This window comes from Nonlabens sp. Asnod3-H03, from assembly GCF_045063665.1.
GTDB lineage: Bacteria > Bacteroidota > Bacteroidia > Flavobacteriales > Flavobacteriaceae > Nonlabens > Nonlabens ulvanivorans.
In genome coordinates this window covers 1,503,857-1,528,867 of the sequence record NZ_JBEFOD010000008.1, presented here as the reverse complement: position 1 = coordinate 1,528,867, position 25,011 = coordinate 1,503,857, and the positions used below count along the sequence as shown (strand labels likewise).

27 protein-coding genes and 1 riboswitch are annotated in these 25,011 nt (G+C 33.7%); of the genes, 22 read left to right on the top strand and 5 right to left on the bottom strand.

Going from position 1 to position 25,011, the window contains the following annotated elements:
• Positions 1 to 2: 2 nt before the first annotated feature.
• Positions 3 to 941, top strand: coding sequence for an alpha/beta hydrolase (locus ACJJVI_RS10050; protein ID WP_053234218.1), 939 nt, complete (start codon positions 3 to 5; stop codon positions 939 to 941).
• 88 nt (positions 942 to 1,029) lie between these two features.
• Here ACJJVI_RS10050 and ACJJVI_RS10045 read toward each other — a convergent pair whose 3' ends face one another.
• Positions 1,030 to 2,991 carry a TonB-dependent receptor domain-containing protein gene (locus ACJJVI_RS10045; RefSeq protein ID WP_348021217.1) on the bottom strand — a complete coding sequence of 654 codons (1,962 nt, stop codon included), beginning with the start codon at positions 2,989 to 2,991 and terminating at the stop codon, positions 1,030 to 1,032.
• A 131-nt stretch (positions 2,992 to 3,122) separates the two neighbouring features.
• Positions 3,123 to 3,365: riboswitch (cobalamin riboswitch) on the bottom strand.
• A 29-nt stretch (positions 3,366 to 3,394) separates the two neighbouring features.
• Between ACJJVI_RS10045 and ACJJVI_RS10040 the strand changes: the two genes are divergently transcribed.
• The 20 genes from ACJJVI_RS10040 (at position 3,395) to ACJJVI_RS09945 (ending at position 19,896) form a co-directional block, all read left to right on the top strand.
• Positions 3,395 to 4,549 carry an ABC transporter substrate-binding protein gene (locus tag ACJJVI_RS10040; RefSeq protein ID WP_405351733.1) on the top strand — a complete coding sequence of 385 codons (1,155 nt, stop codon included), beginning with the start codon at positions 3,395 to 3,397 and terminating at the stop codon, positions 4,547 to 4,549.
• Positions 4,546 to 5,547: an iron chelate uptake ABC transporter family permease subunit gene (locus tag ACJJVI_RS10035; protein WP_405351732.1), complete on the top strand. Its 1,002-nt coding sequence runs from the start codon at positions 4,546 to 4,548 to the stop codon at positions 5,545 to 5,547. Before ACJJVI_RS10040 ends, ACJJVI_RS10035 begins: the two co-directional genes overlap by 4 nt.
• Positions 5,547 to 6,326, top strand: coding sequence for an ABC transporter ATP-binding protein (locus ACJJVI_RS10030; RefSeq protein ID WP_042272704.1), 780 nt, complete (start codon positions 5,547 to 5,549; stop codon positions 6,324 to 6,326). Before ACJJVI_RS10035 ends, ACJJVI_RS10030 begins: the two co-directional genes overlap by 1 nt.
• A gap of 47 nt (positions 6,327 to 6,373) precedes the next feature.
• Positions 6,374 to 6,838 (top strand): hypothetical protein, encoded by a 465-nt coding sequence (locus ACJJVI_RS10025; protein ID WP_042272702.1) that lies wholly within the window; start codon positions 6,374 to 6,376, stop codon positions 6,836 to 6,838.
• Positions 6,839 to 6,907: 69 nt separating this feature from the next.
• Complete coding sequence (locus tag ACJJVI_RS10020; protein WP_042272699.1) at positions 6,908 to 7,279, top strand: hypothetical protein; 372 nt, start codon at positions 6,908 to 6,910, stop codon at positions 7,277 to 7,279.
• Positions 7,280 to 7,334: 55 nt separating this feature from the next.
• On the top strand, positions 7,335 to 7,793 hold the full coding sequence (locus ACJJVI_RS10015; RefSeq protein WP_348021219.1) for a hypothetical protein: 459 nt from the start codon (positions 7,335 to 7,337) through the stop codon (positions 7,791 to 7,793).
• 76 nt (positions 7,794 to 7,869) lie between these two features.
• Complete coding sequence (locus tag ACJJVI_RS10010) at positions 7,870 to 8,238, top strand: DUF2200 domain-containing protein (RefSeq protein ID WP_042247037.1); 369 nt, start codon at positions 7,870 to 7,872, stop codon at positions 8,236 to 8,238.
• A gap of 8 nt (positions 8,239 to 8,246) precedes the next feature.
• Positions 8,247 to 8,603 carry a hypothetical protein gene (locus tag ACJJVI_RS10005; RefSeq protein ID WP_348021220.1) on the top strand — a complete coding sequence of 119 codons (357 nt, stop codon included), beginning with the start codon at positions 8,247 to 8,249 and terminating at the stop codon, positions 8,601 to 8,603.
• A 62-nt stretch (positions 8,604 to 8,665) separates the two neighbouring features.
• Positions 8,666 to 9,349 (top strand): RluA family pseudouridine synthase, encoded by a 684-nt coding sequence (locus ACJJVI_RS10000; protein ID WP_042272694.1) that lies wholly within the window; start codon positions 8,666 to 8,668, stop codon positions 9,347 to 9,349.
• Positions 9,350 to 9,432: 83 nt separating this feature from the next.
• Positions 9,433 to 10,347 carry an ABC transporter substrate-binding protein gene (locus tag ACJJVI_RS09995; protein ID WP_405351728.1) on the top strand — a complete coding sequence of 305 codons (915 nt, stop codon included), beginning with the start codon at positions 9,433 to 9,435 and terminating at the stop codon, positions 10,345 to 10,347.
• Positions 10,347 to 11,732: an aldehyde dehydrogenase gene (locus ACJJVI_RS09990; RefSeq protein WP_348021222.1), complete on the top strand. Its 1,386-nt coding sequence runs from the start codon at positions 10,347 to 10,349 to the stop codon at positions 11,730 to 11,732. The genes ACJJVI_RS09995 and ACJJVI_RS09990 overlap by 1 nt, the downstream gene beginning before the upstream one ends.
• A gap of 87 nt (positions 11,733 to 11,819) precedes the next feature.
• Positions 11,820 to 12,029 (top strand): DUF2945 domain-containing protein, encoded by a 210-nt coding sequence (locus ACJJVI_RS09985; RefSeq protein ID WP_036585035.1) that lies wholly within the window; start codon positions 11,820 to 11,822, stop codon positions 12,027 to 12,029.
• Positions 12,030 to 12,041: 12 nt separating this feature from the next.
• The gene (locus ACJJVI_RS09980) at positions 12,042 to 12,380 is read left to right on the top strand and encodes a hypothetical protein (protein WP_348021223.1); all 339 of its coding nucleotides are present in this window, start codon (positions 12,042 to 12,044) and stop codon (positions 12,378 to 12,380) included.
• Positions 12,381 to 12,386: 6 nt separating this feature from the next.
• Entirely contained in the window at positions 12,387 to 13,004 is a 618-nt protein-coding gene (locus tag ACJJVI_RS09975) for an L-threonylcarbamoyladenylate synthase (RefSeq protein ID WP_348021224.1), read from the top strand.
• A 2-nt stretch (positions 13,005 to 13,006) separates the two neighbouring features.
• Positions 13,007 to 13,426: a hypothetical protein gene (locus tag ACJJVI_RS09970; RefSeq protein WP_042296449.1), complete on the top strand. Its 420-nt coding sequence runs from the start codon at positions 13,007 to 13,009 to the stop codon at positions 13,424 to 13,426.
• A 306-nt stretch (positions 13,427 to 13,732) separates the two neighbouring features.
• Positions 13,733 to 13,930: a hypothetical protein gene (locus ACJJVI_RS09965; RefSeq protein WP_348021225.1), complete on the top strand. Its 198-nt coding sequence runs from the start codon at positions 13,733 to 13,735 to the stop codon at positions 13,928 to 13,930.
• A gap of 60 nt (positions 13,931 to 13,990) precedes the next feature.
• Positions 13,991 to 14,824, top strand: a complete 834-nt coding sequence (locus tag ACJJVI_RS09960) for an alpha/beta fold hydrolase (RefSeq protein ID WP_042296452.1) — start codon at positions 13,991 to 13,993, stop codon at positions 14,822 to 14,824.
• A gap of 152 nt (positions 14,825 to 14,976) precedes the next feature.
• Entirely contained in the window at positions 14,977 to 15,606 is a 630-nt protein-coding gene (locus ACJJVI_RS09955) for a carbonic anhydrase (protein ID WP_042247134.1), read from the top strand.
• Between the two features lie 144 nt (positions 15,607 to 15,750).
• Positions 15,751 to 17,676 carry a transglutaminase family protein gene (locus tag ACJJVI_RS09950; protein ID WP_405351724.1) on the top strand — a complete coding sequence of 642 codons (1,926 nt, stop codon included), beginning with the start codon at positions 15,751 to 15,753 and terminating at the stop codon, positions 17,674 to 17,676.
• A gap of 36 nt (positions 17,677 to 17,712) precedes the next feature.
• Positions 17,713 to 19,896: a DUF3857 domain-containing protein gene (locus tag ACJJVI_RS09945; protein ID WP_042296454.1), complete on the top strand. Its 2,184-nt coding sequence runs from the start codon at positions 17,713 to 17,715 to the stop codon at positions 19,894 to 19,896.
• Between the two features lie 12 nt (positions 19,897 to 19,908).
• Here the strand turns inward: ACJJVI_RS09945 and ACJJVI_RS09940 are convergent, their stop codons facing one another.
• Together ACJJVI_RS09940 and ACJJVI_RS09935 are read right to left on the bottom strand one after the other, a co-directional pair.
• Positions 19,909 to 20,865, bottom strand: a complete 957-nt coding sequence (locus tag ACJJVI_RS09940) for a hypothetical protein (protein ID WP_042247021.1) — start codon at positions 20,863 to 20,865, stop codon at positions 19,909 to 19,911.
• Between the two features lie 184 nt (positions 20,866 to 21,049).
• A complete protein-coding gene (locus ACJJVI_RS09935; RefSeq protein ID WP_042296458.1) occupies positions 21,050 to 22,264 on the bottom strand; it encodes a peroxiredoxin in 1,215 nt (404 codons plus the stop codon).
• 82 nt (positions 22,265 to 22,346) lie between these two features.
• On the opposite strand from ACJJVI_RS09935, the gene ACJJVI_RS09930 reads away from it, so the two are divergent.
• Positions 22,347 to 22,946 carry a pseudouridine synthase gene (locus tag ACJJVI_RS09930; RefSeq protein ID WP_405351721.1) on the top strand — a complete coding sequence of 200 codons (600 nt, stop codon included), beginning with the start codon at positions 22,347 to 22,349 and terminating at the stop codon, positions 22,944 to 22,946.
• On the opposite strand, the gene ACJJVI_RS09925 is transcribed toward ACJJVI_RS09930, so the two are convergent.
• Together ACJJVI_RS09925 and murA are read right to left on the bottom strand one after the other, a co-directional pair.
• On the bottom strand, positions 22,926 to 23,534 hold the full coding sequence (locus ACJJVI_RS09925; RefSeq protein WP_052408484.1) for a hypothetical protein: 609 nt from the start codon (positions 23,532 to 23,534) through the stop codon (positions 22,926 to 22,928). The genes ACJJVI_RS09930 and ACJJVI_RS09925 overlap by 21 nt on opposite strands.
• Positions 23,535 to 23,662: 128 nt before the next feature.
• A complete protein-coding gene (gene murA, locus ACJJVI_RS09920; RefSeq protein WP_006795269.1) occupies positions 23,663 to 24,973 on the bottom strand; it encodes a UDP-N-acetylglucosamine 1-carboxyvinyltransferase in 1,311 nt (436 codons plus the stop codon).
• Positions 24,974 to 25,011: the final 38 nt, after the last annotated feature.

Here is a 25,011-nt window from a genome sequence, read left to right as displayed (position 1 = left end):
ACATGAAAGCATTTAAATATCTTCTTTTCATTTTTATAATTATCTCCTGTAAAGATCAGTCGCCCACTAATGTATTTACACCTATCGCGACAACAAATATCAGTAGTTTTGAAATTCAAAATCCAATAGAGAACGACACTATTCTATATTTTAATAACTTTAAGTCTAGTTATGTTGACCAGCGTCAACTAGAAATCTGGTTACCGCAAGGTTATCCTTTGACCGGCGTAGATTATAAATTATTATATATGCATGATGGGCAAAATGTATTCAACAAAAGTTCTTCAAATTATGGCAAAGCATGGGAAATAGATGAGAAAATGGATTCCCTATCTGTCATTAATGCTATTAAGCCTACCATTGTAGTTACGACGTGGTCACATTCTAAGAAGCGCATGAATGAGTATATGCCACAACAACCTAAGGAATTAACACAATCCAAATTTGCAAAATCTGAATTAAAGAAAAACACTGGTTATGACCAACTCTACTCAGACGAGTATTTAAAATTTGTAACCACGGAAGTATTACCTTTTGTAAGAAACAAATTTCAAGTATCTGAAGAACCTAAAGATAATATCATCATGGGAAGCAGTATGGGCGGATTAATATCTCTGTATGCAATGATGGAATATCCTAACATTTTTGGTAACGCAGGTTGTTTGAGTACACACTGGCCTGTTCCTTATTTAGGTGAAGCTTTTATAGAAAGTCTACCGGAAACCATACCACCGGCAAAGAATCATCGCATTTACTTTGATTATGGAACAGAAACACTAGATAAAGATTATGAACCATACCAACTGCGTGTTGATAGTATGTTTATAGAAAAAGGTTATACATCAGTTAATTATAGGTCTATCAAATTTGAAGGACATGAGCATGATGAAAACTATTGGAGACAAAGAGTAGCACCAGCATTAGTCTACTTACTAAACTAATTGAAGTATTTAATTAGTTTAAAATATAAAAAATCCCATTTCAAAAAAGACATTTGAAATGGGATTTATAATTAAAGATAGACCTAATTTAAAATTGGTACCTCACACCTACTTTATATGTTCTACCTCTAGTTTGATATCCAAACAATTCTTGGAAATCAGTATCTGTAACGTTGTTGATACCAGCAAAAAATGTAGCCGATACATTTTTTAACCCGTAAGTTAGGTCTAGATCCACTGTATGATAACTACTCAATACCACAGCATCATTAGTAAAAGTATTTGAGTTAAAGAAAGAATCTCCTCTATCATCATTGTACTGATATCTTAAGGTTATAAATCCTCTTGCGATAGCTTCAACTCTTGCACTAGCATTAACTTTGTGTTTTGGTATACGGCGCAATAAAGATTGATCATTACGTTCTATAAAACTATAGTTTGCTGTCAGCATTAATTTATCAAACAATGTGGTCTGACCACTAACTTCTATACCTTTTGCAGTTAACTCTTCTTCAACATTCTGATATTGTGAAATAAAATTTAAAGGATCAATGGTTACGAACTGTACAAGATTATTTTCATCACGTTGAAAAGCACTTACAGTGACTGTACTCTTACCTTTAGTCCAAGATAAACCAGCTTCAAGAGTAGTATTTTCTTCTGGTTCTAGCTCATCATTGCCAAAACCGGCAGCATATAATTGAAATAATGATGGTGTAATATAAGCCGTACTATAACTACCATAGACTTTAAAAGTAGATTTACCTAAATCAAATCTATATGATGGATTTAAATTATAAACCACCTGTCCATCATAATTACTATGCTTATTATAACGAGCACCAGCATTTACATTGAGACCAAAATCACTGATATAAACAACATTTAAATACGGATCATAAATCTGTGCATTAACGTTATCTTTATCAGCATTTTGTTCAAAACTAGAACTTCCGAAAGGGATGCTAAAATCCTCATAGCGATCTGTTCTAAAGTTAAATCCTAATATCGTTTTTAATGAAGATTCCTCTCCTAGATCAAAGGTGTACTTATTATATAAGTCTAATGAATAACCATCTGCATTATAAAGTGATGGAAAACTACTTCTCGTGTCACGACGGGTATGTGTACTCACATCTGTATAAACAATTTCTCCTTTTTTAGAATATTTCCAGTTGACATTAGTTCCCCATCGTACCTGACGGCTATAGGTTTCATTATTTGCGTCAACTAATGTAAAATCATCAAATTCGGCAGTATACTCATCAAAAGACAAATAACTAGAAATTTTAAAGTTTTCTCTGTTGTCATATCCTATTCTACCTAATAGGTTGACCCTATTAAAGTCGTCAGACTCATTAGGTGAGGCTCCATCTGCAGCTTCGGCAGCACTTAGACCACCATTAGTTGCTTGATGGTTAAAACCTACTCCATAGGTCAAACCATTTTTTGCAGTACCTTGTAATTGAACACTATTAGTAAACTCATCGGGACCATTATTAGCTTGTTCTACGCTTTTATTAGTACCTATAAATGAGGCAACAGTTACACGCACACCAGTTACTGGCGACTTGCGCAGCTTGATATTAATTACAGCAGTACTAGCATTTGCACCATATAAAGTACTCGCAGCTCCTTTAAGTATTTCTATTTCCTCGATTTGATTAAGGTCTACTAATCTTATATCAAACTCATTACTGATGTTACTTGCATCACTGACTTGTGCACCATCAATTAAAAATGCGACCTGTCTAGTGCTACCACCACGTACAAAATATCCTAGATTCTGTCCAGCATTGCTGCGTGCGCCATTCATTTCAATACCAGCATATTGATTTAATAAGTCTGCTAGACTTGCTGCGCTTTGTGCTTCAATGTCTGCTCTGGTAATTTTGATAACAGGTTTACCGCTATCTTTTCTTGTTAATTCAAATTTAGAATCTGCACTAATAAGTACTTGATCCAGTTTAGTTGCAGTAGAATCCACTTGTGCAATTCCCGACACAGCAGCTACCATCATAGCGCTCATGGCAATGATTTTTTTGTTCATTTTAATGATTTTAAATACGGGAAAAGAGAAGAGAAATCATATCAAGCACGGTACTAATGGGTGATCATATAAGAAAGGATCAACCATTAAACTTACTTAAAAGACTCGCTACCTTTATCCCGAAGGTTAACAATTAGTTTGTGTAAGCTGGCAGGTCTCCTGACTTATTTATTTCTATCGCCTTCCCAAGTACAAGACTCAGTGACTTTTTGATAGAAATCTCTACGAGACATCTTATTAAAAGATGTAAACTTTACAGTTGCGGGAACAGTTCTAGATTTACACTAGATTCCCTTTTAATTCTCTAATCTTCATTTATCTCGCTTTCGCGAAAGCGTAATCCAACTAGAGAAACCAATTTTACAGGGCAAATGTATGCTAATAATAGTATTTTTGAGGCGCTATGAAGAACTTATATTTTCTGTTATTTTCCATATTCTTGATCACGTCGTGTAAAAACAGTGATACCTCAACAACAATAGAAAAGGTTAAAGCATCTAAACTTAAATATCCAGATGTAGAAATAAAATACGCTACTGGATTTAGTATTAATTCCACAGATACAGGATATTACATCACTATAAAAAACCCATGGCCAGAAGCAGATTTAGAATATTCTTTTAAATTAGAAAACGGTAATTCTACAAATCGCATACCAGAACCTGATGCACCTCAGATTATTAACATTCCTATTAAAGAAATAATTCTAAGCTCTACTACTCATATACCACCAGTCGTTTTAATTGATGAGCAATCTTCAATTATAGGATTTCCTGGTACTGATTACATCAGTGATAGCAGCGTTAGAGCACTTATCGATAAAGGTCGTATTGAAGAACTAGGACAAAATCAGACCATAAGCGTTGAAAAAGTATTAACCATGCAACCAGATCTAGTAATGGGATATGGAATTGATGGTGATAATCCTATCTATGAATCAATTCAAAAAGCTGGAATACCGGTTATATACAATGGTGACTGGATAGAGAAACATCCATTAGGTAAAGCAGAGTGGATTAAGCTTTTTGGTGTGTTATATGGTAAAGAAAAAGAAGCAGATCGTATTTTTAAAGAAATTGAGAAAGAATATCTTGAGACCAAAATACTTGCTCAAACCTTAGAATCACCTAGTGTCATCGCTGGTGCAACTTGGAAAGATACTTGGTATCTACCTTATGGAAACTCGTGGCAAGGTAAAATTATTGCAGATGCAAATGGTAATTACATCTATACAAATACCACTGGTACAGGTTCTTTATCGTATAATGTAGAACGTGTACTTACAGATGCGCAAAATGCTGACATATGGATAGCGCCTGGGCAGTATACCAGCTATAGAGCCATGGAGAAAGATAATAGCGCTTACAGCCAGTTTGATGCCTTTAAAAACAGACAGGTCTATACCTTTGCACTTAATGTAGGTGCACGTGGTGGTGTTACTTATTATGAAGAGGCTTCTATGAGACCAGATTTAGTATTAAAAGATCTGGTTAAAATACTGCATCCTAATAGTTTACCGCAACATCAACTCTACTTTTTTAAGCCGCTTAACGATTGAAAAATAAAGTCCTTTTTTTATTAATTATAGCTGTCATTGTACTATTTATAGCAGACATATGTCTGGGCACTGTGTTTATTAAACCACATAAAATTTGGGACGTATTGATAGGCGCAAATAATAGCGCATCAGAGAATTATATTATCACCCAAATGCGTTTACCACGTGCCGTAATGGCCATTTTAACTGGTGCTGGACTTGCGATTGCTGGGTTATTAATGCAAACACTATTTAGAAATCCGCTAGCAGGACCATTTGTACTGGGAATATCATCTGGTGCAGGATTAGGAGTTGCACTTGTTGTTATGGGCAGTGCTGTATTAGGGATAAGTGCTGTGTCAGGATTAGGGCTTGTTACGGCTAGTGTTATAGGTAGTATATTAGTAATGATGCTTATTATTCTCATGTCGTTGCGCATTAAAGATACTATGGGATTACTTATCGTTGGGTTAATGGTAGGAAGCTTAAGTAGCGCTATAGTTGGTATTTTATCATATTTCAGTTCTAGCGAGCAATTGAAACGTTATGTATTCTGGTCTTTGGGTAGTTTAGGTAATCTCGAATGGAGCGATATTTTAATCTTGACAGTTATTTTGTTGATTTCTAGCTTACTAGTTATTATCATATTAAAACCACTCAATGCGATGTTGTTAGGTGAGACCTACGCTCGCAGTTTGGGAATCAACATTAAATCTACTCGATGGATCATTATAATAATTACTAGTCTACTAGCTGGTAGCATAACCGCATTTGCAGGACCGATAGCATTTATAGGACTAGCGGTACCTCATCTAGCACGATTACTATTGCCTACGGTAAATCATAAAATATTAATTCCCACCGCTGCTTTATTAGGTGCTTCACTCCTATTAGCTTGTGATATTATATCACAATTACCTTTTTCAAATTACTCATTACCTATTAATGCTGTGACGTCATTACTAGGCGCGCCGTTAGTAATTTGGCTTATATTAAGAAAACGTAATCTACATTTTTAATGATCCGTTTAGAGCACTTACAGATAGGATATGGTCATTGTGTTATTGCACATAATGATAAAGAAATCGCTTGCGCGAAAGGTAAATTTATCACACTTATAGGTGCTAATGGAACTGGCAAATCTACTTTGTTACGAGCTATTTCTAACAACCAACATGTAATTAAAGGCACTGTTTATATTAATAACACTAACATAAATAATATTAGCGATTTAGATAAATCAAAATCTATTGCTGTTGTTCTTACGAATCGTGAGTTCAGTCAATTCTTAACTGTTGAAGAAATCTTATATTTAAGTCGTGCACCTTACACTAATTTTTTAGGAAAGCTTACACCATCAGATATCGCTTTTGTGGAAGAAATCATGACTGATTTTGAGATCTTAAAAATGAGGTCGCGTAGGCTATCAACGTTAAGTGATGGACAATTGCAACGCGTACTTATTGCAAGAGCTTTAGTTCAAGACACGCCTTATATTGTCATGGATGAGCCTACCAGTCATCTCGATGTACATCATAAAGCAGAAATATTACTAAAACTTAGAGATTATTGCCATCAACATCAAAAGTGTATCATATTCTCTAGTCACGAGTTAAGTATTGCTCTAGCATTAGCAGACGAAGTACTCGCCATAAATGATTTAAAGCTTACTCATCAAAGTAAAGCTGAATTCGTAGCAACAGGTATGCTCTCTAAAATGTTTCCATCACCATTATTAGATTTTAAAGATGGTAAACTTGGTTTGAGGTTTAAGCAAAGTAAATCTACAGAATTATAAATCCAATCAACTTAAACATAACAGCAAAAACTCTAAAAATCAGTCTAATGAAAAACTTATTTACGATATTTATTTTTACTCTATGTTTAATGAGCTGTGATAGCATTACCGGTGAAGAAATAGGCAGACTATCCATCAATGAAATAAGTACTGGTAACGATAACAAAATATTAAAAGAATTTACAGTAGACCTTAAAAAGGGTGATGAAATTGGTTTATGGTCCGATATGGATATAGAGTATAATGGTGAAGTTACTTTGACCTTTAAACTAACTATGTTTAAGAATCGTAAAAGGATCGCCACCATAGATATCGATCCTACTGATAAATACATTACCATAGGTGAAATGCAAAAAAGTATCAACGGTAAAACAGACTGGAGTTTTCTTGGAAAAAACACCTCTTTAACCATAGATGATGATGCTACTTATACATTTAAAGGAATTCTAGTAGCTACAGAAAATCCTACATTACGTATTAATCAAGCTGAAGTTGTTTTTAAAAGGAGTTAGCATAACATAGAGCTTAATTACCTTTTTATTATTATTCTATAGTTTTAAGGAACGATAAACAAATTAAGAATGATTTATAAAGGATTCAGATTCATCTTTACATTTTCAATACTTCTAGTAATCACAAGTTGCAACCCTAATAATTTTAAAGAAAAAGCAAATCAACAGTTTGGTGATCAGCATTTTAAAACAGCTATATCTCTTATAGAGTTACATAAGCTGCGAGAAGGTAGCTATCCACCATCTTTAGATAGTTTAAAATATATAGGTGATTGGGATAAAATAATATTTACTTCTGTAAAATATAAAAAGCTAGATAATGGTTATCAACTAGACTTAACCAATGGATGGATAGGTAAACCTAAAGAATTAAGCTATCCAGATGAATTCTGGAAAGGACTCGGATTAGTAAAATCTAATATGAAAAAGAAGTCGCAATAACAGCTTTTGATTGAACTACATTCCTTTCAATTTAGAATTTCATTAAATTAGATTCATGAATAGAGACAAAAAACCATTGTATCGAAAAGTAAACACACGTGCAAGAGGTGTTATTCACAATTTTGGAAGTGATTTTAAATATTCTAGAAATAAAAAGCGAGAAACTGTAGAACAGACCAAAGGTTCTATGCACGGTAAAAAAGAAAGAGGACTTGATTACACTCCTTTATTCAGATTTTTACTATCCAAGGTCGGAAAGAACTGGGATGACATATTTAGTGAGGCTAGTTCAAGACTAGATAAGACAGAACCTATATTTTGGATTGTGGCACTAGATGAAAATGAAAAAGAAGAATTTGTAAGAACTGGAGAATCTTCTTTTTTCTCTGGATTGTATGTTGATGTGGAAAATAATTTACAATTAACCAATCCAGAATTAATAGCCAAAGATATGGTCCCATACTGCAATTGCTGCACGCATACCTTAAATGGAAAAGTATTTGGAACAGAATAGAGCTTGTGAATTTGATTATAGGACTATTACAAATTTTAATTTTTGACTAACTATCACTCCAACAAAAGATTTAACTATGAAAGTAACCGCTGAAAAGAATGAGAAAGTAGCCCAAATGATTTTTGGGTCTGTTTATCCACACTACTTGAGTAGAATAGAAAAAAATGGAAGAACAAAAGCAGAATTAGATCAGGTAATAGAATGGCTCACTGGTTATGATGCAAATCGCGTTCAAACCTTGATTGATGAAAAAGCAACTTTTGAAACCTTTTATAATGAAGCAAATATGCATCCCAACGCTCATTTAATTAAAGGCGTTATTTGTGGATACCGTATTGAGGATATTGAAGATGATTTTTTAGTATATAGACAATGTAGATATTTAGACAAACTAGTAGATGAACTTGCCAAAGGTCGTAAAATGGAAAAAATCTTGCGTAAATAATTCTATCCATGCGCTTTAAAAATATCGTAAAAACTATATTGCTATGGTTACCTAGTATTCCCGTTATTATCTTCTTTGTGCAAAATGCATTTGAAAAGATAGTAAAGCACGATCAACTAGATAAAATAGGCACGAGCCCTACTCTACTAATCACAACGGGTTTAGTTTTACTAATAGCTATCGGGCTATTTCTATATCATAGAACGGTACTTTATGGAACACTCATTTTAAGTCTTTATATGACAGCTATTGTAGCAATACATATCCATAAGGGAAAAGGCTTTTATCTAACCATGTTGATTATTATTGGAACTTTAGTGGCTGGATGGTTAAGAAAAACCTATTTACCCATTAAGCCAGATTAACGATAATCCATGAGTCGTTACCTATTTTAAGCATTAAATTTGTAATGTAAATTAAATACTTCATGTCCATTAACAATCGTATTCTATTTGAAGATAATCACCTTATTGCTGTGAACAAGCAATCTGGTGATCTAGTACAAGGCGATAAAACAGGTGATGTCATTTTACCTGATATGATTAAAGAATACATTGCTGTAAAATATGATAAACCAGGAGCCGTCTTTCTAGGTGTTACACACCGACTGGACCGTCCAACTAGTGGTGTAGTAGTTTTTGCCCGAACCTCAAAGGCATTACCACGCATGAACAAGTTATTTGCAAATCACGAGACGCGCAAGACTTATTGGGCAGTAGTAGAAGGTACAACGCCCAAAAATCAAGATCGATTGATTCATCACTTAGTACGCAATACAAAGCAGAATAAAAGTTATGCTCATGACCACGCTGTACCTAATTCTAAAGAAGCCATTCTATCATATAAAGTTGTTCAAAAACTAGATCGATATACCTTATTAGAAATAGCGCTAGAAACTGGTAGACATCATCAAATTAGAGCTCAATTGAGTAAAATAGGTTGTGTGATTAAAGGTGATTTAAAATATGGTGCGAGGCGCAGTAATAAGGATGGTAGTATTCATTTACACGCTCGCCAGTTAGAATTTAATCATCCTGTAAAGAAAGAGCCTGTGAAGATAATTGCGCCTGTACCCGTTGGTGACGCAATATGGAAGGCCGTATCTGATTAGCTGTTAATATTTGATTAGTTCTAACATAAAATTGGCTAGACATATTACGCTTTGGTTCTATTTTAGTGATTAAATTGAATGAAATGAAATCACTAAAAATTGCTTTAGATTGGACTCCTAACGCAAATCATGTAGGCTTTTATGTGGCACAACAAATGGGTTTTTATAAAAATGCTGGTATCGATCTACAAATTATACATGCTGGAGAAGATCATTATAAAATCACACCTGCAAAAAAGGTAGAACTAGGATTAGTAGACTTTGCTTTGTGTCCGCTAGAAAGTGTCATGAGCTATCAGACTAAAGCAAGTCTTTTTTCACTTCAAGCGATAGGGACACTTTTTAAAGAAGATCTAAGTGCAGTGGTCTGTAAGTCAAATAGAGGAATTGAATCACCTAAACATCTTGATGGTAAATCATATGCAAGCTATAAGGCACGATATGAAGATGCTATCATAAAACAAATGATTATTAATGATGGTGGTTCTGGCTCTATCGAACTCCAATATCCTGATAAGTTAGGAATATGGAATACTATAGAAAATAATCAAGTAGACGCAACGTGGATCTTTATGAATTGGGAAGGTGTACAAGCTCAACAAAAAGGTCTAGATCTTAACGTTTTTAAATTAAAAGATTATCAGATACCTTATTCTTACTCGCCTGTAATTGTAGTAGATAGCAATAAAATAAAAGAAGAACAAACGATCTATTCAAGATTTCTTAAAGCCACTAAATTAGGCTTTTTATACGCTCAAAAAAATCCAGATCAAGCCGCAAAAATTTTAAAGCCACACTTACCAGAAGCAGATAAATCAATCGATTTGAATGAATGCATTAGGATTACATGCAACGCCATGGGTGATGAAAAAAATTGGGGAGTTATGGAACCTTTAAAAGTGCAAGAATTTTTAAAATGGTTACAAGAACATCACTTAGAAAATCATAACCTTAAGGCAGATTCTCTTTTTACAAATTCATTACTAATCCATCACTAATGACTGAGATTAATCAAATACACCATTTCCATCAGGTACAGCAAGAGTTTTTTAAATCACAACAAACTAAGGATGTTATATATCGCATTACCGCACTGCAAAAACTAAAGGCGGTTTTAAAGCACAAAGAACAAGAAATCTACGACGCGCTTGCTAATGATTTAGGTAAAAGTGAATTTGAAGCATTTATTACAGAATATCAAGTGATTACTGGCGAACTGGATAAGTATATCAAAAAGACCAAAAAATGGGCAAGTCCAAGAAAAGTGCGACCTTCATTGCTTAACTTTCCATCAAAAGCACGTCAATATCCCGAACCTTACGGCAATACTTTAATCATATCACCGTGGAATTACCCTTTTCAATTGGCACTAGCTCCTTTAATCGGTGCTGTAGCTGCTGGTAATACCGTAATTCTTAAACCTAGTGAATTTTCTACCGCTACATCCCAACTATTGCAAGATATTATCGATGAAGCTTTTATACCACAACATGTAAAAGTCATACAAGGTGATGCGGCCGTTGCCAAAGAGCTGACCAGTCTCAAATGGGATTATATATTCTTTACAGGTAGTCCACCAGTAGGGAAAGCTATTTATCAAGCCGCTGCAAAACATTTAACGCCTGTAACACTGGAATTAGGTGGTAAAAACCCGTGTGTCATACATGAAAGTGCATCGCTTAAAGTGGCTGCACGTAGAATAGTCTGGGGAAAATTTCTCAATGCTGGTCAGACCTGTATTGCACCAGATTACATATTGATTCATGAAAGTATGAAACGAGAATTTATTGAACATGTACAGACTGAAATAAATAATTTCTTTGGAGTAAACCCTAAAGAAAGTCCGGATTTTCCTAGAATTATAAGGAAACAACATTTTGAAAAACTAGTAGAAATGTTAGATGATCAACAGATTCTTATCGGTGGTGATCATGATATAAATTCTTTGTTCATAGCTCCTACTTTATTAGATGAACCATCGAGAGAAAGTACCGTGATGCAACAAGAAATTTTTGGTCCTATACTTCCGATAATAAGTTATAAGAATCAAGGTGATATCATTCAGTGGATTGACTCTTATGAAAAATCATTGGGTGCATATATATTTAGTAATAACACTAGGTTTGAGCAATGGTTCATTCAGCGATTTTCATATGGTGGTGGCGTTATAAATGACAGTATTGTACAGTTTGTGAATGAGCGATTACCCTTTGGCGGCGTAGGAAATAGTGGTATTGGTAATTATCATGGTAAAAAGACTTTTGAAACTTTTTCACATATAAAAAGTATAGTACATCGTGGCACCTGGTTAGATATTCCTGTAAAGTATGCCCCATACGATGGTAAATTAAACATCATAAAAAAAGCATTGCGATGGCTCTAACCTTCATAAAATTCTCATAATGAATCCTTAAGATGTTGTTATTACGCTTTCGCGAAAGCGAGATTGCTCTTATCTTTAAAATAAAAAATGATTAGAGAAGGTAGTAATGTATCATGGAAATGGGGAAATGGGACAGCAGAAGGAAAAGTAAAAGAAACTTATACAGAGTCTGTTACCAAAACAATCAGTGGTAATGAAGTCACCCGTAATGGTGAAAGTGGTAATAAAGCACTCTATATTGAACAAGATGATGGAGATATGGTGTTAAAGTTAGAAAGTGAAGTTAAAAAAGCCTAGTTATAAAGTTTTATGATTAACTTTATAAGGAATTTTTATATCATGTTTTACAGTACAACATCTACAGACTTACAATTTCTCTTAATGTCATCTACAGACTGGATGACCCTATTAGTCATTAGTAGTGTCATAGCGCTGGGGACATTTGTGGTTTATAGACTTTATGACGAGGATGCTGACAAGGCTAAAAAATCGGTTATGATTAAAATAGATCGCAATGGGAAACATAGATATGAGATTAAGGAAAATCTAGATAACGGTAAGGTCTACTTCTGGATGAAGGTGATTTTTTTTATTATCGCTTTAGGTTTACTTTTTATCCCTATTCATAGTTGGTTTTATAAATCATAATACATCATGGCACAATTAATACGTATATATGAGGACAATCCTAGTCCCAAGGAGTTACAGCGTATCGCAAAAGCTATGAAAGATGGCGCTCTAATTATTTATCCTACAGATACCGTTTATGGTCTAGGTTGTGACATTAATCATAAAGGAGCATTAGAAAAAGTAGCTAAGATTAGAGGTGTAAAACTTGAAAAAGCAAATTTTTCTTTCATTTGTGAGAGCTTAAGTGATTTAAGTGAATACGTAAGTCAAATTGACACGGCTACTTTTAAAATTCTAAAACGTAATTTACCAGGTCCGTATACTTTTATTTTACCGGGTAATAATAATCTTCCTTCGGTATTTAAAAAAAAGAAAACAGTTGGTATACGTGTACCAGATAATTCTATAGCTATAGGATTAGTTCAGGCACTGGGCAATCCTATTATTTCTACTTCTATAAAAGATGATGATGAAGTTATAGAATATACTACAGATCCTAGTCTTATTGTTGAGAAGTGGGATCATCTGGTGGATTATGTCATAGACGGTGGTTATGGTGATAATGTTGCTTCTACAGTGATAGATTTAACAGGTAATGAACCAGTATTGATTAGAGAAGGAAAAGGTAGTGTAGAGTTATAGTCATGCGTGTAGAGCGATTAGTTTCTTATTTACTCTTTGGTATCGTTGCTATTCTAGTAATTACAGCTTTTTACAATCCCATTGAAACTATACAATACGTAGAAACAGATACTTATTTTAAGGATGCGCATCGTGAGGCTTTATTAATATATGCTGCGTTTATTTCTATACCAGGTTTTATGTTTCTTTTGTGGTCTGATAAAAACAACTCCTTTATTGCATACCTATGCTGGTTGATGCTGGCATCAGCAATTATTATTTGTGCTTCCATTTTATATCTTACTTATTTTGTAAACCCATATGATATGGGATTTGATGATTATACAACATATAGCTGGTACATTGCCTATGCTCTCATTGCGCTTATTATTCTCAATATCATCTATTTAGTTGCTAAGCTTTTTAAAGTAGGCAAGGATTAATTCAATTTATATTTATCGATTTTGAAGACTTATTGCACACAAAACACCCATCGAGGTATATCTTTTATATTCTTATTATTTGCTTCAATTAGTACAAGCTATCTTATCTTTAATCATGGATTAGATTTGTTAAACATAAACATAGGCGACACTTATTATGTTTATGCACAGTATCAATATATTACTCTAATTAATGTGTTTCTAATTGTTATGGGTTTGTCTACCTTATGGATTTCATACGGTAAGAATAGGAAAGTCCTTTGGCTACTTGTCATTAATATTTTCTTTGTAACGTTATTTCTTATCATGAATATTCTATTGCAAATGGATATAGTTACAGAGCAACCATTTGATATAAACACCTATGATCCAAAGGCTATTGATTATGTAAGTCGTTATCGATTTTCACTCATCATTCAAGCTCCTATCATTCTGATAACAGCCCTATTATATCTTCTTATTAATCTAATTTCTAAATTGAAACAGGTATTAATAAAGTCATAATTCACATTAAATTAGATTCTACTTTTATCTAGTTTTTTATCTTTAATAAAAAATAATTTTATGCCCTATTTAGAAAAAACGACTGCACAACACGATGCAGATGTTAGTATATATTTTGAAGATCAAGGAGAAGGACAACCTATCATTCTTATTCATGGATGGCCATTAAGTGGTGCTATGTGGGAATATCAAGTACCTACGTTAATAGAAAACGGATATCGAGTGATTACTTATGATAGACGTGGTTTTGGTAAGTCATCACGTCCTTGGAACGGTTACGATTATCATACCATGGCTGAGGATTTAAATGATCTCATTGAGCAACTAGAAATTGAAGATGTGATTTTAGTCGGGTTCTCCATGGGTGGTGGCGAGTTAGCTCAATATGTAGATACATTTGGAACTAGTAAAATAGACAAACTAGTCTTTATGAGTTCAATTGCACCATATTTATTAAAAACAGATGATAATCCTAGCGGTGCTCCAGATGACGTATTTAAAGGAATGGAAAATGGCATTAAAAATGACCGTGCCGGTTTCTTAAAAGGCTTTGGTTCTGGATTTGTAAATTATGAGGAAAACAAAGAACGTATTTCTCAAGCACAGTTAGATTATAACTTTCAAATTGCATTAGATGCAAGTCCTAAAGGGACATTAGATTGTATCAATGCTTTTGGTCGCACAGATTTAAGAGATGCGCTTAAAAAAATTGATGTCCCTACTCTATTCATTCATGGTGATACTGATAATATTGTACCTATTGAACCTAGTTCAAAACAAGGTCATTCTATTGTAAAAGATTCTAAGTTAGAAATTATAAAGGATGCTCCACATGGCCTGTATGTGACACATAAAGATGAAGTGAACAAAATTCTATTGGATTTTATTAAATAAAATTATATCCATTTGATATTAAAAAGGATTGAGCATATTCTATTATGATCAATCCTTTTTTTATAAATAACCTTATTAATCATTAGGACCATGTGTTTTAATAGTAGAAATGTCATACTATTTCTTTATTTTTCATGCTAGAAAAAACAGGTATGAAAAATATAAATCAAATTTTTGACAATAATAAAGAATGGATCAAGTCTAAACTTGCAACAGATAGCACTTACTTTGATAAGTTAGCATCTGGTCAAGATCCTGAAATATTATATATAGGTTGTTCTGACAGTCGTGCTACTGCAGAAGAAATAATGGGACTAGGTCCAGGAGATGTATTTGTACACAGAAACATCGCAAACATGGCATCTAATCTAGATCTTACGGCGATGGGTGTTATTAACTATGCCGTTGAGCACCTTAAAGTTGATCATGTAGTTGTATGTGGTCACTACGGTTGTGGTGGTGTAAAAGCTGCTATGCAATCTCAAGATTTAGGAATCTTAAATCCATATTTGAGAAACATACGTGACGTATATAGAATGCATAAAGATGAATTAAATGCCATTACCGATGAGGATTTACGTTATAGACGTCTTGTAGAATTAAATGTACAAGAACAATGCATCAACGTCCTTAAAACTAGTGATGTTCAAATCGCATTTAAACGTCGTGGTATCACTGTACATGGTTGGGTTTTTGATCTTGCCACCGGTGAACTTATTGATCTTAAAATTGATTTTGCTAAGATTCTAGAAGACATTATGGAAATCTATCATTTAGACTAAAACGATAGACCATATCATTAAATATTTATATTATCACGCTTCCGCGAAAGCGTAATTAAACAACACATATATTACTAAAAGCGTTTCCTTGTATAACGATCACGGCGCTTATTTTTAGTAGTATATGTGTTTTATTTTTCTTGTATGAAATTATTTGCTCCTGCAATGACACTAAGTTTATTGCTCCTATTATCTAATACTGTAAACGCTCAAAAAGACAAACCTACCGCACAAGAGGTGTCCAAAGCTAAAACGCTTAAAGAAAAATATGAAGATGAAGATGTCGTTATATCTGACAAAAAGACTGAAATCACATTTTCTCGCAACAGTAGAACTAATAAAGTAGAAGTTAGAGAAGAGATTACAACTACTTTTTTTTCAATAGCTTCTAGAGCAGACATAGGCTACAGTACAGGTTATGATAATGAATCATCTATAGAAACATTAAACCTTACTGATAAAAGAAATAAGAGAATTGCATGGAATATCAACGATGAGGCCTACTCTACTCAGTCTATTTTCCATAACGATTACCGTGTCAAATATGCAAAACTCACCTTTCCACTACAAGGCTATCTAAGAACCGTTAAAGAGGTTAAAGAATATAAGGATATAAAATACTTTACTACAGACTATTTTGTAGAACCTTATAGAGTTATCAAAGGAACGATGTCGATCACCATACCAGAGTGGTTAGAAATGGAGATTAAAGAATACCATTTCGGTAATAACGACATCAAAAGATTATCAAAAAAAGTCGGCGCAGATACACAGGTGACTTTTAAAATTAATAATCTCTCACCTATGAAAAGTGAATACCGCATGCCTGGTAACTCTTACATATATCCACATGTTCTTTATTTGACACAGTCCTTTAAAGATAGTAAAGGTGCAGAGATAACGTTGTTTAAAGAAACACAAGACTTATATAATTGGTATTCATCTTTAGTTAATGATGTAGATATACAAACAACTGATATAGCCGTTAAAGTAAATGAACTTACTGCAGGTCTTACTACCGACGATGAAAAAGTAAAAGCTATCTATTATTGGGTACAAGATAATATTAAGTACATCGCCTTTGAAGATGGTATCGCAGGATTTAAACCAGACAGTCCACAAAATGTTTTTAGTAAAAAATATGGAGATTGTAAAGGAATGGCAATACTGTTGAAAACAATGCTGATAGAAGCTGGCTATGATGCTCGATTAGTATGGATAGGTACAGATCATATATCTTATGATTACTCAACGCCATCACTTAGTGTAGATAATCATATGATTACCGCAATTATGGTAGATGGCAAACCTATTTTCATTGATGGTACTGAGAAATTCAATTCTTATGGCACATTTGCTACTAGAATTCAAGGCAAACAAGCCTTAATAGAAAACGGAGATTCCTTTTTACTTAAAAAAGTACCACAGGCTACTCCAGAGTTTAATAAAGAAATATATCAAGGTACTTTCAAGATTAATGGAAATGATCTAGTGGGAATTATGAATAAAGAGCTTACTGGTGAGCAAGCAAGTAGTTTCCTTTATGGCTTTACAGGTATGGAGCAAGATAAACGTCAAGAAGTCATGCTAAAAGTTCTAACTGATGGTAACGATAATGCTACGGTAGAAAATGTAAGTGCGTTCGACCCAACAGATAGAGATGCTATTCTTAAACTCAATTATGACATGAAAGTATCTAATGCTGTAAGTAGCTTTGATGACAATCTATATCTTGAACTAGATCCGGTACGTTATCTAGCAAACTGGACCATGGATGAAGACCGTCAGAACTCTTATAAAATGAATAATACCCGAGTTGAACAAAAGAATATCTCGCTAGAACTACCGGCAGGATATACAGTAGAAACTCTTCCTGATGCCATATCAATTGATAATCAATTTCTTAAAGTTGAAGCTCATTACACGCTAGACGGTAACCAAATTAATTATAACTCTCAAATTAAAATAAAAACTCGATTGATTGAAAAAAATCAATTTGATACATGGAACACAGCTATAGAACAAATCAAAAATTTCTATGACGAGCAAATCGTGTTGAAAAAAGCTTAATTACCCAACTAACCAAAGTAATATACTACTAGTACTATGAGATTAATTTTATTAACGATTACCACCTTGTGCTTTACGATCATTGCGCAAGGGCAAAGCAAACTAGAAAAAGAACTACAAGAAAAATTTTGGAATCAAACAGGTTCTCAAATAACCGCCATGGAGATTCCTGTAAAATGGAATGAAGAAAGTGCTGTTATTCTTAAAGATCATCGATATATACAATATATCAATAGTGGAAAAGTAGTTTACTTCAAATCAAATAAACATCAATTAATTAAAATACAAGATCAAGCTTCTCTTGAAGGTTTTTCGGAAATTTCACTGAATAAGGATTCTAAGATTTCTTTTGGATGGACGACAACATCTCGCAAAGAAACCACCATAGGAATACGCATTATTAAAAGTGATGGAACGGTAAGTGTCGTTAATGTAGAAAAGGAAGAAGTTGAAGAAGATGATAAGCGTAAAATAGCAATCCCTAATTTAGAGATAGGTGATATAATCGATATATATATCCAGACTGATCGTAAGGAAAGAGATTTTGATGGATTAGATATTTATCCAGCAGTAGAAACTACCATTAAAGACAACTACCCTATTCTAGACTATCGTATTGCTGTAGAAGTAGAAAATGATTTCTTCTTAAACATGAATACCTATAATGGCGCACCAGCAGTAAAAGAAGAAGAAACAGAACGTAGCGCTACAAAGATGTATGTTGTTGAAGCTCAAAACGTAGATAAATTAGAAACTAATAGATGGTATTTTCCTCTAGTAGAAGAGCCTTCTGTAAAATTACAAGTAGCTTTTGCTAGAAAAAGGTCTAATGAATATGCTGCACAAATCTTTAAAGGCGAAGACGGCGAGCGCAAGGCAACAGTCGACAAAGCAGATGTTCTAGATTATTTTGATCGTAAATTTAATCGAGCTTATAGCTATAGTGCAAAAGAAGTGATCGCTTATATCAAAAAAGGTAAGTTCAAAACCAAGGCTGATAAATTAAAAGCTGGTCTAGATTATATAAGATTCAATAGATACACCAGATTTTTTGAACCTATTTTTGCTTATCAAGCAGATATTGTTGCAGGAACACCACGTACAAAATGTTATAATTTATACTTCGGAATCTATGAAAATGATGCACAGGTAGTAAATGATTTAAGAGCTATTAGTGAAGAATTTGATATTGATTATGACATAGTTCTAGTTCAACCACGATATGATGGTGAATTAGATGATTTGCTGATTAAATCAAATGCGCGTGTTGGTCTTAAATTCAATACACAACCAGAATTATTTTTCTTTGACTTTAGTGAAAATATGACTTTAGAGCGTTTTCCAGAACAATTAGAAGGTGCAGAAGCGTATATAGGATCCGTAGTGAAAAAGAAGAAAATATCTTCGGTCACACGAACAACACTTAGATCTTCAGCAGCAAATGAGAATGTCTATCAGGAAAAAATAAATCTATCATTGAGCGATGATAATAAAGGTTTTAAAATGGATAGAGAACTGTCTGCGACTGGACACTTTGAAAGAGAATATATTTTTTCATGGATTCACTGGACAGACTTTTTAAAAGAAGATTATAGTATATATAAAGATCAAGAGCATTTCTATGAATGTGGTAGTAAAAAAGAATTATTAAGATATGCAGAGCAGTTCACAGCGTTAGAAGACAAGAAAATCGAAGAATTTAGAGAGCGTAGAGAAAAATCAACAGATCGCGAATGGGATGCTGCAACAGTTAAGGACTACACCTCTACCGTTATAGAAACTGGTAGATATGGTGACAACTCACCATTAATTGTAAAAGAGACCATGACACTTAAAGATGGTTATATTAAAAAAGCAGGTAAAAACCTTATCATCGAGATTGGTAAATTTATAGGCGGACAAGTTGAACTTGAGAAAAAAGAAAGAGAACGTACGGTAGATGTCTATCTAGATCATGCTAAAACATACATCTATGAAATAAACCTTGAGATTCCGGCAGGTTATACGGTCAAAGGTATGGATGCCTTAAATAATTCTGTAGATAATGCAACTGGTAATTTTATTACTACCGCAGTTATCGATGGTAATGTGCTTAAGGTAAAGACTATTAAAACTTATAAGAGCAATTACCTTAAAAGTGAACAATGGAATGATATGGCACTGTGGCTAGATGCCGCATTTGCTTTTAATCAAGCAAAAGTCCTTTTGGAAAAACAATAAATTAAGAATTGCTTATAAATTAAAGCGCTCTAGAGATTTTTCTAGAGCGTTTATTTTTTGCTCCATTTTATTAAAGAAAATGGAACGCTCTTTTAAAGAGCTGTCTTTTATCGAGGTAGATTGTCGTATCTGATGTTTAAAGAAATCATTCATTCTATTAAGTATATTACTACCGCTAAATCTGATGTAACCCAACATAGTCATCGTAACAAAGCCTGCAACAGGAATGCCTTTTTTACGTACTACCGCATTATTACTCATTAACAAAAGTTCATGATAATAGATACTGTAAGATTCTTGTAATAAGTCTGCTGACGCATTTTTTAGTAATTCTCTTAAATCATTGCATAACACCTTAGCCGTATCGTGATCAATATAACCAGCCTCATGATAAAAGTGTATTTGCTGCAAACTACTCGATATCGTGGTGTCATTCCATATTTCAACTCTTTTGAATTGCTCAAATAACGATTTATTTATTTTTATTTGTTCCTTAATAGATAGCGGTAAGTGAAAATCTGCAAAACGCTTGCCTTCCATGGTGTCATCTAGCAAGTGCAACCAGACATATATTTTAAATCGACCTAACAAAGAATCATTAAAATGATGAAAAACAGGTATATCCTTGGCACTATAAATCCACTCGACATCTTCTTTACCAGCTGCTTTTAAATTAGTTTCCATATCCTTAAAATACTTTTCAAGGCTTTCTATAGAATTAATAGTATCAGTAGCAGTTCCTAAAGCTGTCAAATCTTGTTGAGAGGTCATGATCTGATCTAGCGAAAATTGACCAACTTTTGCCAGCTTCATAGATTCTTCTATATCCAACTTAGCTTTACCTTGTATACGGCGATAAGCAGCATCATAGCTTATTTCTAACACATCTGCTAGATGTTGAATAACAGATTTGGTCTTGGGTACGCTTTCGCGAAAGCGTTCTATAATCATCTCTTGAACTAGCATCATATTTGCGATTTTCACAAATTAAAGATAACACAATCTCGCTATTCACGATTAGAATGGTGAAAATGAATATAAATTTGAGTAAAAGAAACCAAGATGAAAACGAAACGATTTAATAATCCCGAGGTAGAATCTTATATAAAAGATACCTTAAGACAACTCAAATACTTAAGGTCTAGATGGTGCTTTACTCAGCAGACAAAGAATCTAGGTAAAGGTAAAAATCATCTTTAAATTTTAAGTAAGAATCACCTGTTGCCTTACCATTAAATCCTGTATGGATACGTCTCACCTTTCCATTTTTATCGATATAAATTGTAGTAGGATATGATAGTACATGATTTAGCATTGGTAATTTCTCTTGTGCTACTTTCTTATCTATATTACCATATTGTGCTAGCAATACAGGATAAGGAATTTCTAATTGCTTTTTCATGCGCTCTATAGATTGAAATGCTTTTTCTTCTGTACGAGCATATTCAAAAGCGAGACCTATGATTTGTACATCGGTATCTGGATTTGCCTTTAAATAGTCAACATAAAATTGAGTTTCTTCCATACAATTAGGACACCAAGATCCTAATAATTGTACAAGTACTACCTTATTATCATATTGAGAGTCACTTAAAGAAATACTTATACCATCTGAATCTTTAAAACTGAAGTCTAATTGTTCATAGCCTTCTTTAAGAAAGGTCAACTCCTTAGCGTCTGGTAATTCATAAGTATTATTAAGTTGTGCTGTAAAAGGCTCTTGCCAGTGATTGCCACTGTAAAAAACACCATTCAAGGTTGAGTCTGTTACCGTTGCTTCTAATAAGAAAGCATGTGCACCATCAAAAGTCGAGAGCTTTAATTGATCACCTTCTATCGCGCCATCTAGGTAACGATAATCACCTGTGGTTGTTCTAAATGTTCCGGTCACATGCTGGCCATGCTGATTAAAAATACCTAAAGCAATATATCGATCCTCATCACTATCAGGACTGAAAACGGTTTCCCATTTACCAGTAATATTTGTAGTAGGCTCTTTTGTTCCTACTTGAAATCTATGTTGATCACCGTATTGCATAGTAAATGGCACTACTCTATCTAGACTAGGTTTTATAAAATCTCCTTTAATGATAATCTCATCTACAAAAACACCTTTAAATATTCCCTCAAAAATGGGTGGTTGAAATGTTATAGAATCACCTTTAATAGAGATATCTTCCACCTTAATACGTTCTTTATCGTTAATAAGAATGATCTGTGATTCTTCTGTGACCTCTATTAATACAGGTAGTTCTTTTGCATTACCTAGATCAAGTGTCAATCGCCACGAACCCGATTTTAATTCTTTTGTTACATTAGACTGACAACCAGCTACTAAAATAAAAAGTAATAAATATAAATTTTTCATGTGCAATGTTACCTCTTAATTATCACAGAAACTTCATCTATATAAATTCTAACATTACTTTATAATTCTGCATTTTTGCAAGATGCACAGACATTTTTTGATTTATAAACCTTATCGCATGTTGAGTCAATTTATGACTAATGATAAACATCAAAAAAACAAAAGGTTTTTAGGTGAACTCTATGATTTTCCTGAAAATGCAATGGCTGTAGGAAGACTAGATGAACAATCTGAAGGTCTATTAATAATTACAACAGATGGTCAATTAAGTCATCATATCAATAAATCTGGTAAAGTAGATAAAGAATATGCTGCTTTAGTAGATGGTTTAATAACTGATAAGGCTATCACACAATTGCAAAATGGTGTTACCATTAGTATCAATGGTTCAACCTATGATACAAAGCCATGTCAGGTACAAAAACCACATCAGACTCCAGATTTACCAGAGACGAAGCAAAAAATAAGAGATGAACGCCATGGCCCAACATCATGGGTAAATGTGACCTTGAGTGAAGGCAAATTTAGACAAGTGCGAAAGATGACAGGCGTTGTAGGCTTTCCTACTTTAAGACTTGCTCGAGTAAGAATCGGGCCGTATAATATTGATTCATTAAAAAATCAAGAGGTTATTGAAATATCTGATCAAGAGATTAGATCGCTACTCTTTTATGACTATTAATAGAGATTTTACTCCTGGGTTTATCCATGCTAGTTTTTGGTCAAGAATGTTACCTTCTTCATCTCTAACAGTAATACCTGAAGTATTAGGAGCATAATGCCCATGATTCAATGCCTCAATTTCAATTTTATTGAAACCAGGTTTTAAATAAACATAAAAACCTTGAATTGCATTGGTTAAATGCATATCTGTAACCAAAATTTCATCGTTAAGCCATATACGAACACGATCACCATCTTGCGCACCTGGATCCCAAATTTCCATTGATAAAACTTCTACACCAGTTCTAAGCTCACCTAAAAAGGTATCATTGATAAAATTAACTGGTGGCACATCTTTTTTAAATTTTTGACCTTGAAAACGTACACCTGGATCAAGTAGATCTGTTTTTTGAGTAAGGTCTATGGTAGGCGTTTCAATAGGTCTTACATACTTCTTCTCTTCTGTACTATTAGGAAATAACATAGAACCACTAGTATTAGTTCCAGAAGGTACTGGTTCGATGGTACGTGGTGTGGTAGTTGGGATTTCTTGCGCAGTTGTAAATGCACTAGTAAGTACGATAAGAAATATAAAAAACTTGTTCATGATTTAAAGCTAGCAAAAGTTTTGCCTAAAACGTTGAATTTTAGACATAATTATGACTTAAGTAATATAAAAAGGTTTAATCACGCTTTCGCGAAAGCGTAATTAAACCCATTATATAGAAAATGAAGTTATGCTAGACGTTCAATCTTAGCACCTATTTTTTTCAATCGGGTATCAATATTTTGATATCCGCGATCAATTTGTTCAATGTTATGTATGGTGCTAGTACCTTTTGCACTTAAAGCTGCAATTAGCAATGAGATACCTGCACGTATGTCTGGAGAAGTCATGGTAGTCGCTTTTAAACTAGACTGAAAATCATGTCCTATAACACTAGCTCTATGTGGATCACAAAGAATGATTTTTGCACCCATGTCTATCAATTTATCGACAAAGAATAAGCGACTTTCAAACATTTTTTGATGAATCAATACACTACCTCTAGCCTGTGTTGCCACAACTAAAATAATACTCAAAAGATCTGGCGTAAATCCAGGCCATGGTGCATCAGATATAGTGAGAATAGAACCGTCGATATAATTTTGAATTTCATAACCATCTGTATGAGCTGGAATAAAAATATCATCACCTTTACGTTCTATCGTAATTCCTAATTTTCTAAATGTATCTGGAATAATACCTAATTCATCATAAGCAACGTTCTTAATGGTGACTTCACTTTTAGTCATTGCAGCAAGTCCTATCCAGCTACCTATTTCTATCATATCTGGAAGTATGGTATGTGTCGTACCACCTAATTTTTTAACACCATTAATAGTTAACATATTAGAACCAATTCCTTTAATATCAGCACCCATACGTACTAACATTTTACAAAGCTGCTGTAAATATGGTTCACACGCTGCGTTGTAAATGGTCGTTTCACCAGTAGCCATTACAGCTGCCATAACGATGTTAGCCGTTCCGGTAACAGATGCTTCATCCAGCAACATATAGGTTCCATGAAGCTCATCTGCCTCTACTCCATAGAAATATTCTTCTTTGTTATATCTAAATTTTGCTCCTAGTTTAATAAATCCTTCAAAGTGCGTGTCTAGTCTTCTACGACCTATTTTATCACCACCTGGACGTGGAATATAACCTTTACCAAAACGTGCTAATAAAGGTCCTACTAACATAATTGAACCTCTTAATCCACGACCTTGCACTTTATACTCTTCAGATTGCAGGAAATCTAAATCGACTTGATCTGCTTGAAAGGTATATGATTCAGGTCCATTTTTAGTAACCTTAACGCCTAAGTTATTTAAGAGAGCAATCAATTTATTAACGTCTATAATATCTGGAACGTTATTGATGCGTACTGGTTCATCAGTTAATAAAACGGCACACAATATTTGTAACGCCTCGTTTTTTGCTCCTTGTGGTTGAATATCACCCTTTAATTGGTGTCCACCTTCTATAATGAATGTTCCCATTTTTGTATCTTATTAATATTTTAAAAATACGAGTATAG

Coding starts and splice junctions, on each gene's coding strand:
- ACJJVI_RS10005 (WP_348021220.1), top strand. CDS start 8,247: ATGCGCTTTAAAAATATCGTAAAAACTATATTGCTATGGTTACCTAGT.
- ACJJVI_RS09990 (WP_348021222.1), top strand. CDS start 10,347: ATGACTGAGATTAATCAAATACACCATTTCCATCAGGTACAGCAAGAG.
- ACJJVI_RS09960 (WP_042296452.1), top strand. CDS start 13,991: ATGCCCTATTTAGAAAAAACGACTGCACAACACGATGCAGATGTTAGT.
- ACJJVI_RS10045 (WP_348021217.1), bottom strand. CDS start 2,991: ATGAACAAAAAAATCATTGCCATGAGCGCTATGATGGTAGCTGCTGTG.
- ACJJVI_RS09985 (WP_036585035.1), top strand. CDS start 11,820: ATGATTAGAGAAGGTAGTAATGTATCATGGAAATGGGGAAATGGGACA.
- ACJJVI_RS09935 (WP_042296458.1), bottom strand. CDS start 22,264: ATGAAAAATTTATATTTATTACTTTTTATTTTAGTAGCTGGTTGTCAG.
- ACJJVI_RS10040 (WP_405351733.1), top strand. CDS start 3,395: ATGAAGAACTTATATTTTCTGTTATTTTCCATATTCTTGATCACGTCG.
- ACJJVI_RS09975 (WP_348021224.1), top strand. CDS start 12,387: ATGGCACAATTAATACGTATATATGAGGACAATCCTAGTCCCAAGGAG.
- ACJJVI_RS09970 (WP_042296449.1), top strand. CDS start 13,007: ATGCGTGTAGAGCGATTAGTTTCTTATTTACTCTTTGGTATCGTTGCT.
- ACJJVI_RS09965 (WP_348021225.1), top strand. CDS start 13,733: ATGAATATTCTATTGCAAATGGATATAGTTACAGAGCAACCATTTGAT.
- ACJJVI_RS09940 (WP_042247021.1), bottom strand. CDS start 20,865: ATGATGCTAGTTCAAGAGATGATTATAGAACGCTTTCGCGAAAGCGTA.
- ACJJVI_RS09925 (WP_052408484.1), bottom strand. CDS start 23,534: ATGAACAAGTTTTTTATATTTCTTATCGTACTTACTAGTGCATTTACA.
- ACJJVI_RS09995 (WP_405351728.1), top strand. CDS start 9,433: ATGAAATCACTAAAAATTGCTTTAGATTGGACTCCTAACGCAAATCAT.
- ACJJVI_RS09980 (WP_348021223.1), top strand. CDS start 12,042: ATGATTAACTTTATAAGGAATTTTTATATCATGTTTTACAGTACAACA.
- ACJJVI_RS09950 (WP_405351724.1), top strand. CDS start 15,751: ATGAAATTATTTGCTCCTGCAATGACACTAAGTTTATTGCTCCTATTA.
- ACJJVI_RS09930 (WP_405351721.1), top strand. CDS start 22,347: ATGCACAGACATTTTTTGATTTATAAACCTTATCGCATGTTGAGTCAA.
- ACJJVI_RS09955 (WP_042247134.1), top strand. CDS start 14,977: ATGAAAAATATAAATCAAATTTTTGACAATAATAAAGAATGGATCAAG.
- ACJJVI_RS10020 (WP_042272699.1), top strand. CDS start 6,908: ATGATTTATAAAGGATTCAGATTCATCTTTACATTTTCAATACTTCTA.
- ACJJVI_RS10030 (WP_042272704.1), top strand. CDS start 5,547: ATGATCCGTTTAGAGCACTTACAGATAGGATATGGTCATTGTGTTATT.
- ACJJVI_RS10015 (WP_348021219.1), top strand. CDS start 7,335: ATGAATAGAGACAAAAAACCATTGTATCGAAAAGTAAACACACGTGCA.
- ACJJVI_RS10050 (WP_053234218.1), top strand. CDS start 3: ATGAAAGCATTTAAATATCTTCTTTTCATTTTTATAATTATCTCCTGT.
- ACJJVI_RS10000 (WP_042272694.1), top strand. CDS start 8,666: ATGTCCATTAACAATCGTATTCTATTTGAAGATAATCACCTTATTGCT.
- ACJJVI_RS10010 (WP_042247037.1), top strand. CDS start 7,870: ATGAAAGTAACCGCTGAAAAGAATGAGAAAGTAGCCCAAATGATTTTT.
- ACJJVI_RS09945 (WP_042296454.1), top strand. CDS start 17,713: ATGAGATTAATTTTATTAACGATTACCACCTTGTGCTTTACGATCATT.
- murA (WP_006795269.1), bottom strand. CDS start 24,973: ATGGGAACATTCATTATAGAAGGTGGACACCAATTAAAGGGTGATATT.
- ACJJVI_RS10025 (WP_042272702.1), top strand. CDS start 6,374: ATGAAAAACTTATTTACGATATTTATTTTTACTCTATGTTTAATGAGC.